Annotated in this window: 10 protein-coding genes; 8 read left to right on the top strand and 2 right to left on the bottom strand. The window is 62.8% G+C overall.

Translation table 11 applies throughout. From position 1 onward, the window contains the following. Window positions 1-8: 8 nt before the first annotated feature. From AMK02_RS00165 to trxA, 8 genes are all read left to right on the top strand, one after another. Window positions 9-284, top strand: coding sequence for an HPr family phosphocarrier protein (locus tag AMK02_RS00165; protein WP_011423436.1), 276 nt, complete (start codon window positions 9-11; stop codon window positions 282-284). Window positions 285-428: 144 nt separating this feature from the next. Further along, complete coding sequence (gene ahcY, locus AMK02_RS00160) at window positions 429-1,829, top strand: adenosylhomocysteinase (protein WP_064800149.1); 1,401 nt, start codon at window positions 429-431, stop codon at window positions 1,827-1,829. 204 nt (window positions 1,830-2,033) lie between these two features. Then, the gene (locus tag AMK02_RS00155) at window positions 2,034-4,619 is read left to right on the top strand and encodes a PAS domain-containing sensor histidine kinase (RefSeq protein ID WP_064800148.1); all 2,586 of its coding nucleotides are present in this window, start codon (window positions 2,034-2,036) and stop codon (window positions 4,617-4,619) included. Further along, the gene (gene tsaE / locus AMK02_RS00150; RefSeq protein WP_064800147.1) at window positions 4,616-6,127 is read left to right on the top strand and encodes a tRNA (adenosine(37)-N6)-threonylcarbamoyltransferase complex ATPase subunit type 1 TsaE; all 1,512 of its coding nucleotides are present in this window, start codon (window positions 4,616-4,618) and stop codon (window positions 6,125-6,127) included. The genes AMK02_RS00155 and tsaE overlap by 4 nt, the downstream gene beginning before the upstream one ends. Window positions 6,128-6,140: 13 nt before the next feature. Continuing rightward, window positions 6,141-6,872: a nucleotidyltransferase family protein gene (locus AMK02_RS00145; RefSeq protein WP_064800146.1), complete on the top strand. Its 732-nt coding sequence runs from the start codon at window positions 6,141-6,143 to the stop codon at window positions 6,870-6,872. A gap of 4 nt (window positions 6,873-6,876) precedes the next feature. Then, window positions 6,877-10,071, top strand: coding sequence for a double-strand break repair protein AddB (gene addB, locus AMK02_RS00140; RefSeq protein WP_064800145.1), 3,195 nt, complete (start codon window positions 6,877-6,879; stop codon window positions 10,069-10,071). Further along, entirely contained in the window at window positions 10,064-13,615 is a 3,552-nt protein-coding gene (gene addA / locus AMK02_RS00135; RefSeq protein ID WP_064800144.1) for a double-strand break repair helicase AddA, read from the top strand. The genes addB and addA overlap by 8 nt, the downstream gene beginning before the upstream one ends. Before the next feature lie 75 nt (window positions 13,616-13,690). Continuing rightward, window positions 13,691-14,011, top strand: coding sequence for a thioredoxin (trxA, locus tag AMK02_RS00130; protein ID WP_064800143.1), 321 nt, complete (start codon window positions 13,691-13,693; stop codon window positions 14,009-14,011). A 61-nt stretch (window positions 14,012-14,072) separates the two neighbouring features. Here trxA and AMK02_RS00125 read toward each other — a convergent pair whose 3' ends face one another. Together AMK02_RS00125 and accD are read right to left on the bottom strand one after the other, a co-directional pair. Next, window positions 14,073-15,425, bottom strand: a complete 1,353-nt coding sequence (locus tag AMK02_RS00125; RefSeq protein ID WP_064800142.1) for a bifunctional folylpolyglutamate synthase/dihydrofolate synthase — start codon at window positions 15,423-15,425, stop codon at window positions 14,073-14,075. 27 nt (window positions 15,426-15,452) lie between these two features. After that, window positions 15,453-16,358, bottom strand: coding sequence for an acetyl-CoA carboxylase, carboxyltransferase subunit beta (accD, locus tag AMK02_RS00120; protein ID WP_064800141.1), 906 nt, complete (start codon window positions 16,356-16,358; stop codon window positions 15,453-15,455). Window positions 16,359-16,396: the final 38 nt, after the last annotated feature.

The following is a 16,396-nucleotide window of genomic DNA, read 5'->3' as shown; positions in this document are numbered from 1 at the left end:
GGCGCTTCATGACATCGCTTTCCCGGGAACTCCTTATCATCAACAAGCGCGGCCTTCACGCTCGCGCTTCCGCTAAATTCGTGCAGATGGTCGAGAATTTCGATGCGGCCATCACCGTTTCCAAAGATGGAATGACGGTCGGCGGCACCTCGATCATGGGTCTCATGATGCTTGCCGCAAGCCCCGGCTCCAGCGTCGTCGTCTCGGCAAGCGGCAGCCAGGCTCAGGAAGCCCTGGAGGCCCTGGATCAGCTGATCCAGAACAAGTTCGGCGAGGAAATGTGAGCTCGGGCGAGTTCATATAAACATATAAAGACTTCTTTATATCCTTATTGCCATCCCTGACGAAGCCTGCTAAACGGCTGACATGCCGTGCGCTTGCCTGCGCCTGCGCCAATTTTTGAGCCGTTTTTCAGCCTGGAGACCTCTATGAGCACTGAAAAAGATTATGTCGTCGCCGATATCGGGCTTGCGGATTTCGGCCGCAAGGAAATTACGATCGCCGAAACCGAAATGCCGGGGCTGATGTCCTGCCGCGCCGAGTTCGGCGAGGCAAAGCCGCTGAAGGGCGCACGCATCACCGGTTCGCTGCACATGACCATCCAGACGGCCGTGCTGATCGAAACCTTGGTGGCGCTCGGCGCCGAAGTCCGCTGGGCCTCGTGCAACATCTTCTCGACGCAGGATCATGCCGCTGCCGCGATCGCCGCCGCCGGCGTTCCGGTTTTCGCCATCAAGGGTGAAACGCTCGAGGACTATTGGACCTATACCGACAAGATCTTCCAGTGGGCCGATGGCGGCTTTTCCAACATGATCCTCGATGACGGCGGCGACGCCACCATGTACATCCTGCTCGGCGCCCGCGCCGAAGCCGGCGAGGACGTGCTCTCCAACCCGCATTCCGAAGAAGAGGAAATCCTCTTCGCCCAGATCAAGAAGCGCCTTGCCGCTTCCCCGGGCTGGTTCACCAAGCAGCGCGATGCCATCAAGGGCGTCACCGAGGAAACGACGACCGGCGTCAACCGCCTCTACCAGCTCAGCCAGAAGGGCCTGCTGCCCTTCCCGGCGATCAACGTCAACGACTCCGTCACCAAGTCGAAGTTCGACAACAAGTACGGTTGCAAGGAATCGCTGGTCGACGGCATCCGCCGCGGCACCGACGTGATGATGGCCGGCAAGGTCGCCGTCGTCTGCGGCTACGGCGACGTCGGCAAGGGTTCGGCTGCCTCGCTCTCCGGCGCCGGCGCCCGCGTCAAGGTTACGGAAGCCGATCCGATCTGCGCTCTGCAGGCCGCCATGGACGGCTATGAAGTCGTGCTGCTCGAAGACGTCGTTTCGTCGGCCGATATCTTCATCACCACGACCGGCAACAAGGACGTCATCCGCATCGACCATATGCGGCAGATGAAGGACATGGCGATCGTCGGCAATATCGGCCATTTCGACAACGAAATCGAAGTTGCAGCGCTGCGTAACCTCAAGTGGACCAACGTCAAGCCGCAGGTCGATCTGATCGAGTTCCCCAAGGGCAACCGCATCATTCTTCTCTCCGAAGGCCGTCTGCTCAACCTCGGCAATGCGACCGGCCATCCGTCCTTCGTGATGTCGGCTTCCTTCACCAACCAGACGCTGGCGCAGATCGAACTCTTCACCAAGCCCGGCCAGTACGAGAACAAGGTGTATATCCTGCCGAAGCATCTCGATGAGAAGGTCGCGCGCCTGCATCTCGACAAGCTCGGCGTGAAGCTTACCCAGCTCAGCGAAGAGCAGGCAGCCTATATCGGCGTGAAGCCGCAGGGTCCGTTCAAGTCCGACCACTACAGATATTGATCTCGTCGTCGATATCCACAAGATGTAGAAGCCGCGGCATTGACAAATGCCGCGGCTTATTTTTTTGGCCGCTCCCTTCCCGCCGATTCCCTTCCGAAGTATTGTTTTAAGACTTGATTCGGGACGCCGGACCCCGTCCGACCGCTCCGAAAATGGGATGTCTTGTCGTAATGCGGCACATTGAAGGACGGAGACATACCGCGGATGTCGGAAATGAAAAACAGCCTGCCCGGTCAGGCGGATGACGGCGCTCGCGCCGGTCGCCGCCCGCTCTCGGCAGGCCAAGACTATAGATCTGCAACGGCGCGCAAAGCCGCAAAGCAAAAGCATGGATCATTGGCGCGCTTCCTTAAAACCTGCGCGGCCGGCACGGCGCTAGCCGCGCTGGCGCGGCCGGTTCTGGCACAAGGCGAGCAGCAGGCGGCCGCATCGGCTCACCTCTTCACCTCCTCACAGGTCGTCGGCGTTTCCGTCGTCATCGGCGTCATCTCGGCGGCCCTGCTCTCGACGCTGTGGCTGGTGCGCCAGCGCGGCAATCTGGAAAACGAGAGCCGGGAAATCCGCTCGGCGCTCTCCGATGCCCAGCAGCGCATTTCGCAATATCAGGCGCTGATCGCCGACAAGAACCGGCGGATCGTCATCTGGGACGGCAATGCGCGCCCCGAGCTTCTCGGCCAGCTTCCGCCCGAAACCGGCGCACCGCAGGACGGCGAATTCCTGGCCTTCGGCCTCTGGCTGAAATCGCATTCGGCCGCCGATCTGGAAAAGGCGATCGACCGGCTGCGCGACGGCGCGCAGAGCTTCGATATGGTGGTCGAAACCATCCGCGATGAAATCCTCGAGGCGCAGGGCCGGGTTTCCGGCGGACGCGCCTTTGTCCGCTTCGTGGCGCTCAACAATCTACGCGCCGAGCTTGCCGAACTCAGGATCGAGCGCGACCGGCTGATGACCTCGATCTCGGCCTTCCAGACCATGCTCGACGCGATCGACATGCCGGCCTGGCAGCGCGACCCGGCGGGCCGCCTCACCTGGGTCAACCAGGCTTATGGCGACGCGGTCGAAGCACGCTCGCCGCAGCAGGCGATCAACGAAGGCCGCGAGATGCTGACGACCGTGGCGCGCGAACGCATTCGCGCGGTGACGACGCCGGAATCGCCTTTCCATGACACGATCTCGACCGTCGTGCGCGGCAACCGGACATTCTTCGACGTCGTCGATGTCAAGGTCCCCGGCGGCTCGGCCGGCATTGCAATCGATGTGTCCGACATCGAAGCGGTGCGCGCCGAACTGGAACGGACGCTGAAGAGCCATGCCGAAACGCTCGACCATCTCGCCACACCCGTCGCCATCTTCGACGGCGAGCGCCGGCTGCAATTCTACAACCAAGCCTTCGTTGCGCTGTGGGAGCTGGATATTGCCTTCCTCGAAAGCCGGCCCGACAATAGCGAACTGCTCGAGCGGCTGCGGGCGGCCAAGAAGCTGCCGGACCAGCTCAACTGGAAAAGCTGGAAGGAAGCCGCCCTTTCCGTCTATCGCGCGCTCGACACGCAATCGGATCTCTGGCACCTGCCGAACGGACAGACGCTGCGCGTCTTCGCCACCGCCCATCCGCAGGGCGGCGCGACCTGGGTTTTCGAAAATCTGACCGAACAGGTCGATCTCGAAACGCGCTACAACACGCTGGTCAAGGTGCAGGGCGAAACGATCGATCATCTTTCCGAAGGGGTGGCGGTATTCGGGCCCGATGGCCGCATCCGCCTGTCGAATCCGGCCTTCCGGGCGCTCTGGGGCATTACCGAAATCGAAGCCAAGCCCGGCACTCATATCCGCGCCTTGGGCGAGGCCTGCGCACCGTCCTATGACCGGCCGGACGGCTGGAAGACCTTCGCGGAACTGATCACCAGCTTCGATGACGAGCGCCGCTCGAGCCAGGGGACGCTGGAACTCTTCTCCGGCCTCGTGCTCGATTACGCCGTCATCCCGCTGCCGAACGCGCAGACCATGCTGACCTTCGTTAACATGACCGACAGCGTGCGGGCCGAGCGGGCGTTGACCGAGAAGAACGAGGCGTTGCGCAAAGCCGACGAATTGAAAAACGACTTCGTTCAGCATGTTTCCTATGAACTTCGCTCACCGCTGACCAATATCATCGGCTTTACCGATCTGCTGCGCACGCAGGGCGTTGGGCCGCTGAATGACCGGCAGGCCGAATATATCGACCACATTTCGACCTCGTCCTCGGTTCTACTGACGCTCGTCAACGATATCCTCGATCTTGCGACCGTCGATGCCGGCATTATGCGGCTCAACTATGCCGAGATTGATCTCAACGACCTGCTCGACGACGTCTCGATGCAGATCGCCGACCGGCTGCACGAAAGCGGCGTCGCGCTCGAAATCACCGCGCCTGCCTATCTCGGCTCGATCATCGCCGATCCGCAGCGGTTGAAGCAGATCCTGCTGAAGCTGCTTGCCAATGCGGCGAATTTCTCGCCCGAGGGCACCTCGATCGCGCTCGAATGCCATCGCGAAGGCTCGGATTTCGTGTTCGCCGTCAGTGATCGCGGCCCCGGGATTTCACCCGACATGATCGCGACCGTCTTCGACCGGTTCGCGACGGGGGCAAAAAGCGGCAAACGCGGCGGCGCCGGCCTCGGCCTATCGATCGTCGACAGCTTCGTCAGCCTGCATCACGGCGACGTGACGATCGATAGCGAGCCGGGCAAGGGCACCACCGTGGTCTGCCGCATTCCTTCGGTCGACATCCCGCATTCCGCCGCCGCCGAATGACGACCGGCGATACGATCTCGGTTTTTCTGAAGGACGAAGCGGCGACCATCCGCTTCGGCGACGATCTGGCGCTCGCCCTGAAAGCCGGCGATTGCCTTGCTCTTTCCGGCGATCTCGGTGCGGGCAAATCTTCGCTTGCCCGTGCGATCCTGCGCGCCATGGCCGACGACGAGGGGCTCGAAGTCCCGAGCCCAACCTTCACGCTGGTGCAATCCTACGATCTGCGCATTCCCATTTCGCATTTCGATCTCTACCGGCTCGGCGATCCGGCCGAACTGACGGAACTCGGCTTCGACGAAGCCCTGGAGAACGGCATCTGCCTCGTCGAATGGCCCGAGATGGCAGAGGGCGAACTGCCCGCCGAGCGTATAGCACTGGGCTTGGAACATGAGGGCAGCGGCCGCCGGGCAACGATCAAGGCCTTGGACCCGCAGGCCTCGCGCATCCGAAGGGTCCTGGCGATCCGCGCTTTCCTCGACGAAGCCGGCTATCCCGATGTCAAACGCCGCTTCCTGACCGGCGATGCCTCGCTGCGCGCCTATGAGGCGATTTATCCGGACGCCGCCCCGCGAAAAATACTGATGGATTGGCGCCCGCATCCCGAGGGACCGCCGGTCCATGACGGCAAGTCCTATCCCAAGGTCGCGCATCTCGCACAGAACGCCTATCCCTTCGTCGCCATTGCCGATGCCTTGCGTGAGCGCGGTTTTGCGACGCCGGAGATTTATAAGGTCGATTATGAGCAAGGCATTTTGCTGATCGAAGATCTTGGCACCGAAGGCGTGCTCGATGACGACGGACGGCCGATCGCCGATCGTTACCGGCAAAGCGTTGCCTGCCTTGCCCATCTTCATTCCATGCAGATTCCGCAGGATATCCCGGTTTCGACAACGCATACGCATCACATTCCGGACTTCGACCGCACGGCGATGAAAATGGAAGTGCAGCTCATGCTCGACTGGCATATCGCCTGGAAGCGCGGCACGGCACCTGCGGATGCCGAACGCGCGGAATATCTTGCGATCTGGGACCATCTGATCGACGAGCTGCGATCGGCTGAAACCAACCTGCTGCTGCGCGACTTCCATTCGCCAAACATCATCTGGCGCGAACAGGAAAGCGGCATCAAAAAAATCGGTCTCATCGACTTCCAGGACGCCATGATCGGCCCCACGGCCTATGACCTTGCCTCGATCGTCCAGGACGCCCGCGTCACGATCGAACCGCCGCTTTTCCGGCAGCTGATGGACGATTATCTGGCGCTTCGCCACGCACAGGGCGGCTTCGACGAAGCCGGATTCCTGAAAGCCTGGGCGATCATGTCGGCGCAGCGCAATTGCAAGCTTGCCGGCCTCTGGGTGCGGCTGCTGCAGCGGGACGGCAAGCCCGGCTACCTCAAACATATGCCGCGCACACTCGCCTATCTGAATGTCGCGCTCGATCACGAGGCGCTTGCCCCCTTGCGCGATTGGTGCGCAAGGGCTGGAATAGGCCAGAGCGAATCATAAGTTCCGGATCAAGATGACCATCAGACAAGCCATGGTACTGGCCGCGGGTCTCGGGACCCGCATGCGCCCGATCACCGATACGATTCCGAAGCCGCTGGTGAAGATCGACGGCAAGCCGATGATCGATTATGCGCTGGACGCGCTGGTTTCGGCCGGCGTCGAGCGGGCCGTCGTCAACGTTCATCATCATGCCGAGCAGATGCTCGACCATCTCGGCAAATATCGCGGCCTCGACATCGTGGTATCAGACGAGCGGGACGGGCTGATGAATTCCGGTGGAGGGCTCGCGAAGGGCCTGACGCTGCTGGACCGTGACGACATCTTCGTCATGAATGCCGATCTCTTCTGGACCGGCGAACAGCCGGGGCGGCCGACGAATCTGCAACGCTTAGCCGGATTCTTCGATGCAGAGCAGATGGACATGGCGCTGCTTTGCGTCAGGATTGAGGATACGACGGGTCACAACGGCAAGAACGATTTCAGCCTCGCTGCAGATGGCCGGCTGACGCGGTATCGCGACGATCCGTCCAATCCCGTCGTCTATGCCGGGGCGATCGCCATGAACCCGGCGCTGCTTGATGATGCGCCGAAGGATGCTTTCAACCTCAATATCTATTTCGACAAGGCGATCGCGCGCCGACGGCTGTTCGGCATTATGCTCGAAGGCCATTGGCTGACTGTAGGAACGCCAGAGGCGATCGGCGAAGCGGAGAAAACGATCCGCCGACTGCGGGCGTTCGCGTGAGCTCATGGCGGACCGGCACCAGCCACGCATCCTGACGATCCCGGCGGGCCTGCCGTTCCTGAAAACGCTGGCGACGACGCTTTGCGACGGCCGCCTGACGCCCCTCTTTCGGCATGAGCCCGATGATCCGCTGTCGCTCGCCAGGGTGACGATCTACCTGCCGACCCGCCGCGCCGTGCGCGTGCTGCGCTCGGAATTCGTCGACCTGCTCGGCGGCCGCTCGGCGATCCTGCCGGTGATCCGTCCTCTCGGCGAAACTGATGACGACAGCGGATATTTCGAAGAGGCGTTGCCGGCGACGATCGATCTCGCCCAGCCGCTGTCGAATACCGCCCGGCTCCTGGAACTGGCGCGGCTGATCCTTGCCTGGCGAAACAAACTGCCGGAGATCGTCCGTCACATCCATTCCGACTCGCCGCTCGTTGCGCCGGCAAGCCCGGCGGATGCGATCTGGCTCGCCCGCAACCTCGCGGAGCTGATCGATTCCATCGAAACCGAGGATCTTGACTGGTCGGAACTGTCGAAACTCGACACCGGCGACTACGCCGCCTGGTGGCAGCTGACGGCGGAGTTCCTGCAGATCGCCAGCGCCTTTTGGCCGGAGCGGCTTTCCGAGCTTGGCAAGTCCTCGCCGGCGCGGCACAGAAACGCCATTCTGCGGGCCGAAGCAGCCAGGATTTCGGCGGCGAAGCCGGCCGGGCCGATTATCATCGCCGGTTCGACGGGTTCGGTTCCTGCTACGGCCGATCTCATCGCCGCCGTTGCCAATCTGCCTGAAGGCGTGATCGTCCTTCCCGGCCTCGATCTCTCCATGCCCGAGAGGCATTGGCAAATGGTGGCGCCGGAGCCGGCGCCGGGCCAGCATGCCAACCCGGCCGGCCGGAGCCATCCGCAATATGGCCTGTCCTCGCTGCTGAAGAGGCTGAGGCTGACACGAGCCGATATCGGCCTCCTGGAGAAGCCGGAGGCCGATCTTGACCAGCGCGCCGAAATCCTGTCGCGCGCGCTCGCCCCGGCAGAGGCGACGAGCGACTGGGGGGCATGGAAGGGCGCGCTGCCCGAGGGAGCGCTGACTTCGGCCTTCGCCGATGTTTCGCTGATCGAAGCCGCCAATGAGCGCGAGGAAGCAACCGCAATTGCCATCGCCCTCAGGCTGGCGTTGGAAAGGCCGGGACAGGACGGCGAGAGCCGGGCTGCGTTGATCACGCCGGACCGCAATCTCGCCCGTCGGGTGATGGCGGAACTTTCCCGCTTCGGGATTCTCGCCGACGATTCGGCCGGCACTCCGCTTTCGGCGACGCCGCAGGGCACGCTGCTGCAGCTGCTGCTGGAGGCGGCGTTGCGGCCGGGCGACCCGGTGGCGATCGTGTCGCTGCTCAAACATCCGCTGGCGCGCTTCGGTCTCGAACGCGATGCCCTGATTTCCGCGACCGAAGCGCTCGAACTGCTGGCGCTGCGCGGCGGCGTGGCGGAGGTGGATATCAACGCGCTCGAATCGCTCCTGACCCACCAGCTTGGCGAACAGGCCCTGGACCGACACGCGCCGCAATGGCGCAAGGCGCTGCCAGCCGAGGCCGTCGAGACCGCATCCGAACTTGCCCGTCGGGTCACCCGCGCGACAGAGCCGCTTGCTTCCACGCTGGTCCGGCACCGGCCGGAAGAGCGCGGCAAGACGGCACGTTTCACGCTGTCCGAATGGGCGGAGCGGACCGGCCGTTCGCTGGAAGCGGTCGCGGCAGATCCGCACGGCAATCTTGCCGATCTCTGGTCGCACGAGGCAGGCGACGCCCTTGCCTCGCTTCTTGGCGAAGTGATCGACACGGACGGCCAGATGGAGGCCGACGGGCCGCAATGGATCGACATCATGGCCGCGCTCGCCGCCGGCCATGCGGTGAAGCCGCGGGCCCTCAGCCATCCCCGCCTCTTCATCTTCGGCACGCTGGAAGCCCGCCTGCAGAGCGTCGACACGCTGATCCTCGGCGGATTGAACGAAGGCTCCTGGCCAGCGCAGAGCGCCAACAATCCCTTCATTCCGCGCATGATGAAGACGGAGATCGGGCTCGAACCGCCGGAGCGGCGCATCGGCCAGCTGGCGCATGATTTCGAGATGGCGAACGGCACTCGCCACCTGATCTATTCGAGAGCGCTGCGCCAAGGTTCGACGCCGACAGTCGCCTCACGCTGGCTGCAGCGACTGCTGGCGCTCGGCGGAGAGGCATTTGAGGCGGCATTGAGAGAGCGCGGCAACCGGTATCTGCAATGGGCCGGTCTCATCGATCGGGGAGAGGACCAGACACCGGCGCAGCGGCCCTCGCCGAAACCGCCGCTGGCGCTGCAGCCGAAATCCTATTCCTTCAGCGAGGTCGGACGGCTGCGCCGCGATCCCTACGCCATCTATGCCCGTCGCATCCTGCGGCTCGATCCGGTCGACGCGTTCAACCGCGACCCGGGAGCGGCAGAACGCGGAACGCTCTATCACACGATCATCGACCGGTTCATCCGCGAGGCGCATGTGGCCGGCACGCCGGAGGCGGCAGCGGCGATGGAGGGGATCGTTGCCGAGCTTTTCGACATGGAGAAGCTGCCGCCGCATATCGATGCTGTCTGGCGGCCGCGCTTTCGCGAGGTAGCCCGTGCCTTCCTCGAATGGGAGGCCGGACGACGCCCCGCCATCCGCAGGACGCTGACGGAAGTGCGCGGCGGCGTGGAGCTGGAGGCGATCAATATCCGACTGAACGGCGTTGCGGACCGGATCGATATTACAGGACCGGGGGCGGCCGATATCATCGATTACAAGACCGGCTACAACCCCTCACCGGCACAGGCACGCGCGCTTCTCGATCCGCAGCTCGCGCTGGAAGCGGCGGCTCTGAACGCCGGCGCCTTCCGCGATGCCGGCAGTCTCATCCCGCAGGATCTGCTCTATGTCCGCCTGCGTCCGGGACGCCGGTTCCAGGTCGATACGGTGAACAATGAGAACTCGGCCCGCAGCGACAAAGCAAAATCAGCGATGGACCTCGCCGCGGACTCGATCGACCAGCTGATCAAGTTCGTCAGTTTGCTGCAGTCCGGCGAAAAGGGCTTTACCTCGCGGCTCATTCCGGCGCAGCAGTTTGATTTCGGCGGCGATTTCGATCATCTCGCCCGCGTCTCCGAATGGTCGACGGCCGAGACCGAGGAAGGCGGCGGCGATGAGTGACCAGACCGCTCTTCCGAATGACGACGATCCCGGCGCCTGGATCGGCTGGACGACGATTCAACAGGCAATCGCCTCCGATCCCGAGCGCTCGGCCTGGGTCTCGGCCAATGCCGGTTCCGGCAAGACGCATGTCCTGACCCAGCGTGTCATTCGTCTGCTGCTTGCCGGCGCACGGCCTTCCGCCATTCTCTGCCTGACTTATACCAAGGCCGCGGCCTCCGAAATGTCGAACCGCGTCTTCGAACGGCTGGCGGACTGGGTGGTGCTCGACGACGAAGATCTCAGTCGGCGGATCATGCAGATCGAGGGTACGGCGCCAGATGCGCTGAAGCTTACCGAGGCGCGCCGGCTGTTTGCGAAGGCGCTGGAAACGCCGGGCGGATTGAAGATCCAGACGATCCATGCCTTTTGCGAAGCGCTGCTGCACCAATTCCCGCTGGAGGCCAATGTTGCCGGGCATTTCTCGGTCCTCGACGATCGCGCGGCGGCGGCACTGCTTTCCGATGCACGCCGGGCGCTGCTGACGGCAACGGCGCCGGAAGAGGGCAGCACCCTTGCCCAAGCGTTCGCCTATGTGCTCAATCTCGGCGACGAATCCGGGCTGGAGAACCTGCTCGCCGACATCGTCGCCAACCGCAACGCGATTCGCCGCTTCACGGCGGCTGCCGAACGACTGGGCGGCGTGGAGGCGGTTCTGCGCGACAGGCTCGGCCTTGCCGCGGGCGATACGGAAAGCCGGATCGCGGCGCAATATTGGCCGTTGCCGGAGCTTTCGGGCGGCATGCTGGAGCTTTATCTGTCGCTTGCCGACCACAAGGGCGGCGCCAAGGCGCACGAGGTTGCCTATGGCCTCAGGCTTGCCGGCCGGGAGCGGGACGATGCCAGGCGCGCCGAAATGCTGGAGAAGATCTTCCTTACGGCAAAAGGCGAGCCGAAATCGGACTCGCAGTTCCTGGTCAAGGCCATGCTTGCGGAAGCACCGCAATTGACGAGCGCCATCGCCGCCGCCCGTGCGCATGTCGCGGCAAGCCGTGATCGGTTGAAACTGATGCGAATGTTCGGCGCCACGCAGGCCGCGCTGGTGCTCGCCGGTCGGCTGAATCACGATTACGAGGAGCTGAAGAAGCAGCGCAGCCAACTGGATTTCGAGGACTTGATCACCCGCACCGCCGACCTGCTGACCAGGAGTGGCGTCGGTCCCTGGATCCATTACAAGCTCGACCGGGGTATCGATCATATCCTCGTCGACGAGGCGCAGGATACCAGCCCGATCCAATGGAGCGTCATCCAGTCGCTCGCCGAGGATTTCTTTTCCGGCGAGAGCGCCCGGCCGGTCGTGCGCACGCTCTTTGCCGTCGGCGACGAGAAACAGTCGATCTACTCCTTTCAAGGAGCGCGGCCCGAACGTTTTTCCGAAGAGAGCGACCGGACGCGGCGGCGGGTCTCCGACAGCGGGCAGAGCTTTTCTTCGGTGCGGTTGCCACTCTCCTTCCGCTCAACTGCCGACGTGCTTGAGGCCGTCGACCAGATCTTCAGCACCTCGGACAATGCGCGGGGGCTCAGCGCGGTCGGCGAACCGGTCGTGCATCGGTCCAGCCGCATCGGCCATCCCGGCGCCGTAGACCTCTGGGAGATGATCGCGCCTGAGGCGGTGGTAAAGGAAGAGGATTGGACGGCGCCCTTCGACGCGACGCCGGAAAGCGCACCGGCCGCAATCCTCGCGCGGCGGATCGCCCATTCGATCGGCACGCTCGTCGGCCGTGAAACGATCATCGACAAAGGCAAGGAGCGGCTCATCGAAGCCGGTGACATTCTTGTCCTGGTGCGCAAGCGCGATGCCTTCGTCAATGCGTTGACACGCGCCTTGAAGCGCCGCGGCGACATTCCCGTCGCCGGCGCCGACCGACTGACGCTGACCAGCCATATCGCCGTGCAGGATCTGCTGGCGCTCGGTCGTTTCCTGCTTCTGCCGGAGGACGATCTTTCGCTCGCTGCCGTGCTCAAAAGCCCGCTTTTCGATCTTTCCGAGGACGATATCTTTGCAATCGCCGGCCTGCGGGGCGACAACGAGAGCGTCTGGAGCCATCTCAAGAGGTTTGCGGCCGACGGCCCCGAACGTTTCCGTGCTGCCGTCGAAAGGCTGGAGCTGTTTCTTCGGCAGTCGAGGCATCTGTCGGTCCACGATTTCTATGCGCGCGTGCTGGGCAGCCATGGCGGGCGGCGGCAATTCCTTGCCCGTCTCGGCACCGAGGTCAGCGATATTCTCGACGAGTTCCTGACCTTTACCCTCGACCACGAGAGTTCCGGGCTTCCCGGTCTGCAATCCTTCATCTCAACGCTGGAGCTCGAAGCGCCGGAGGTGAAGCGCGAGCAGGACAAGGGGCGAAACGAAGTCAGGATCATGACCGTGCATGCCTCCAAGGGTCTTGAAGCACCAATCGTCTTCCTCGTCGACGGCGGCTCCAAGCCCTTCACGCATACGCATCTGCCGAAGCTTCGCCTGATCGAAACCGACGCCGACGAGCCGCCGCTGCCTGCCTGGGTTCCCGTCTCCGACCTCGCCAATTCGCTGACGCAAAACGATGCAGCGCGGATTCAGACGCTGGCGGAAGAGGAGTATCGCCGGCTGCTTTATGTCGCCATGACGCGGGCTGCAGACCGGCTTGTTGTTTGCGGCTGTCGTGGCGTTCGTGTCAATAACGATACCTGGCATATGATGATCTCAGCCGCGCTGAGCGAAGGCCATCCGCATGTGGAGGCGGCCACCTTCTCCGGCCCAGACGGGGAATGGCCGGGCATCCGATGGCGCGTGCCGCGGGTGGAGCGGCGCTTCGAGCGCATCGACCGCAACGAGGCGCGCGACAGCCAGGAGGCGTTGCCGGAAGGCCTGTTGCGGCCATTGCCGCCGCAGGCTGAGCTGCCCCGCCCCCTCAGCCCATCCGGCGCCGGGATGATCGTCGACGAAGACGAAGGCGGCTTGTTTGTCGCTTCGCCGCTGTTCGGCGAGAAAGAGCGCAGCGATCGTTCGCTGGAAAAGGGCAGGCTGATCCATCGCATGCTGCAGGCGCTTCCCGACATTCCACCGGTCGAACGGCCGGATGCCGCGAGCCGCTATGCCGAGCGGGCGGCGCGGTTCTGGCCAGAAGCGGAACGCCGCCGGCTCGTCGATTCGGTCCTGAAATTAATGGACGAAGAGGGTCTGCAGCCGGTTCTCGGGGCAGAGGCCCGGCCGGAAGTTTCGATCATGGGAACATTGACGCTCGAAGACAGGCGCTATGCGGTCTCCGGCCGTATCGACCGGCTGGCCGTGCTTGCCGATTGCGTCGTCATTCTCGACTACAAGACCAATCGGGTGCCACCTTCGACCGAGGAGGCGATCCCTTTCGCACATAAGGCTCAGCTCGCGATCTATCGTGAGATCCTGGCGCCGCTCTATCCCGGCAAACGCATCGACTGCATGCTCGTCTATACCGAGAATGCGTCGCTCTATACGCTGAGCGAAAAGGCGCTCGGTTTGGCGCTTGCAGGACTCAAGACAAAGTGAAATACCGGACATTGAAAATTTGGTGCCGCACCATCACATGTGGTTCAACATCTTCTTCGGTCAAAGGAGCAGCCTATGGCTACCGTGAAAGTCGATATCAATAACTTCCAGTCGGAAGTTCTGGAATCCGCAGAACCCGTCGTCGTCGATTTCTGGGCTGAATGGTGCGGTCCATGCAAGATGATCGCTCCGAGCCTTGAGGAAATTTCCGTCGAAATGGAAGGCAAGATCAAGGTCGCCAAGCTCAACATCGATGAGAACCCGGAACTCGCCGCCCAGTTCGGCGTGCGCTCCATTCCGACGCTCGCGATCTTCAAGGGCGGCGAAGTGGCCGATATTTCGGTCGGCGCCAAGCCGAAGACAGCTCTTTCGAACTGGATTTCGAACGCCGCCTGATCGATATCGTCTTCATATCGCAGGAAAAAGCCCGGCTTCGACCGGGCTTTTTTTCGTCTGCTTATTTCGGAGGCGTGCCGTTGTCGGCAAGTACATCGCCGACGAGATAGAGAGAGCCGCCGACAAGGATGCGGGGCGGCAGCGCCGCCGGGTCGAGGGCCGCCCTTATCGCTTCCAGCGCCTCCCCGACCGTCGACATCGGTTCGGCGGTCAAACCGGCATCATAGGCGGCATTCGACAATATCACCGGGTCGATCATCGCGTCGCTGCCGCGGATCGGTACGCAGAACACCTTCTCGACCAGGCCTGTAAAGGCCTTGAAATAACCGATCGGGTCCTTGGTATTGATCATGCCGATGATCAGGAAAAGCGGCCGCGGCTGGCGCTCCTCGAAATTGGCCATGGCTTCGGCGATCACTTCGCCGGCGCCGGGATTATGCCCGCCATCGACCCAGATCTCAGCGCCGAGCGGGGCATGCGACAGCAGCCGACCTTCGCTCAGGCGCTGCAGCCGGCCCGGCCACTCCACGCAATTCATCGCCTTTTCCATCATCGTCTCGGTGACGGTGAAACCGGCGGCCTTGACGGCGCGGATGGCGGCGGCGGCATTGGCGTATTGATGGCGACCGGGAAGACGCGGCAGCGGCAGGTCGGCAAGCCCGTATTCGTCCTGATAGACAAGCCGCCCATATTCCTCATGGGCCATGAAATCCTGGCCGAAAACCGCGCTTGGGCAATGCAGCCGCTCGGCTGTCGACATCAACACGTCGAGCGCTGCATCATATTCCTGATGGCCGATGACAACGGGCCGTCCGGGCTTCATGATGCCCGCCTTTTCAGCCGCGATCAGTTCCACCCTGTCGCCGAGATAGGGCTGGTGATCCAGCGAGATCGGCATGATGACGGACACAGCCGGATCGGAAATGACATTGGTGGCGTCGAAACGGCCGCCGAGACCGACTTCTATGATCGCGGCATCGGCCGGGTGTTCGGAAAACAGAATTAAGGTGACCGCCGTCAGGATTTCGAAGACGGTGATATGCTGCCCGGCATTGGCATCGGCCACGCGGCGGAGAGCCTCGGCGAAGACGGCGTCATCGACAAGCTGCCCGCGTCCGCCCGCCACACCGATACGATAACGCTCGTGCCAATTGACGAGATGCGGCGAGGTGTGGACGTGGGCGCTGCAGCCGCCTGCTTCCAGCAGAGCCCGGCAGAAGGCGGTGACCGATCCCTTGCCGTTGGTGCCGGCGACATGGATCACCGGCGGCAATCTCAGATGCGGATTGCCGAGTCGGTCGAGGAGACGGGTGATGCGATCGAGAGACAGGTCGAAGCCCTTGGGATGCAATCCCATGAGTTTTTCGATCTCTTGCGCTGCCTCACTCACCGCGGTTTGGCCTCTGGGTATCATTTCGGCACCCCGCCTGCTTGCCTGATATCAGGCGCTCGCCGCCAAGGCGATCGCTCCACGAGTCACGTCGTTGGCTGCCGAGACGGGCTTCTTCGTCAGGATCTTCAGGACACGCGCCAGCGTTTCCGGAATGTCGTGACGTTTGACGACCATGTCGACCATACCATGTTCCAGCAGATATTCGGAGGTCTGGAAGCCTTCCGGCAGCTTTTCACGCAGCGTCTGCTCGATCACCCGCTTGCCGGCAAAGCCGATTTCGGCGCCGGGCTCGGCCAGGTGAATATCGCCGAGCATGGCGTAGGAGGCCGTCACACCGCCCGTCGTCGGATTGGTCAGCACGACGACATAGGGCTGGCCGGATTCCTTGAGCAGATCGACGGCAACGGTCGTGCGCGGCAGCTGCATCAGCGAGAGAATGCCTTCCTGCATGCGCGCACCGCCGGAAGCCGGGAACATCACCAGCGGGCATTTTTCCGACGTCGCACGTTCGAAAGCCTTGACGATCGCCTCGCCGGCGGCGATGCCGAGCGAACCGCCGATGAAGTTGAATTCGTGCACGACGGCAACGAGTTTCAGACCCTGCACCTTTCCGAGGCCGGCGAGGATCGTGTCCTCCTGTTCGGTCTTCAGGCGACTGTCGCGCAGGCGATCGCTGTATTTCTTCGAGTCGCGGAATTTCAGCGGGTCCTGGGCGACCTTCGGCTGCGGCAGCGATTCATATTCACCATTGTCGAAAAGGTCGGCAAGGCGGGCCTTGGCCGGCATCTTCATGTGGTAGCCGGAAGCAGGGATCACCCACTTATTGCCTTCCAGGTCCTTATGAAAGACCATCTCGCCCGTTTCCGGGCACTTGATCCAGAGGTTCTCCGGCACTTCGCGACGGCCCAGCATGGAATTGATCCGCGGGCGGACGTAGTTGGTGATCCAGTTCAACTCGAATTCTCCTAACTGACTAGTGCCAATGTGGGCAA

Source organism: Rhizobium sp. N731, assembly GCF_001664145.1.
GTDB lineage: Bacteria > Pseudomonadota > Alphaproteobacteria > Rhizobiales > Rhizobiaceae > Rhizobium > Rhizobium esperanzae.
This window is presented reverse-complemented; position numbering and strand designations above follow the sequence as displayed.

Coding starts and splice junctions, on each gene's coding strand:
- AMK02_RS00125 (WP_064800142.1), bottom strand. CDS start 15,425: ATGATACCCAGAGGCCAAACCGCGGTGAGTGAGGCAGCGCAAGAGATC.
- addA (WP_064800144.1), top strand. CDS start 10,064: ATGAGTGACCAGACCGCTCTTCCGAATGACGACGATCCCGGCGCCTGG.
- AMK02_RS00145 (WP_064800146.1), top strand. CDS start 6,141: ATGACCATCAGACAAGCCATGGTACTGGCCGCGGGTCTCGGGACCCGC.
- tsaE (WP_064800147.1), top strand. CDS start 4,616: ATGACGACCGGCGATACGATCTCGGTTTTTCTGAAGGACGAAGCGGCG.
- trxA (WP_064800143.1), top strand. CDS start 13,691: ATGGCTACCGTGAAAGTCGATATCAATAACTTCCAGTCGGAAGTTCTG.
- AMK02_RS00155 (WP_064800148.1), top strand. CDS start 2,034: ATGTCGGAAATGAAAAACAGCCTGCCCGGTCAGGCGGATGACGGCGCT.
- AMK02_RS00165 (WP_011423436.1), top strand. CDS start 9: ATGACATCGCTTTCCCGGGAACTCCTTATCATCAACAAGCGCGGCCTT.
- ahcY (WP_064800149.1), top strand. CDS start 429: ATGAGCACTGAAAAAGATTATGTCGTCGCCGATATCGGGCTTGCGGAT.
- addB (WP_064800145.1), top strand. CDS start 6,877: ATGGCGGACCGGCACCAGCCACGCATCCTGACGATCCCGGCGGGCCTG.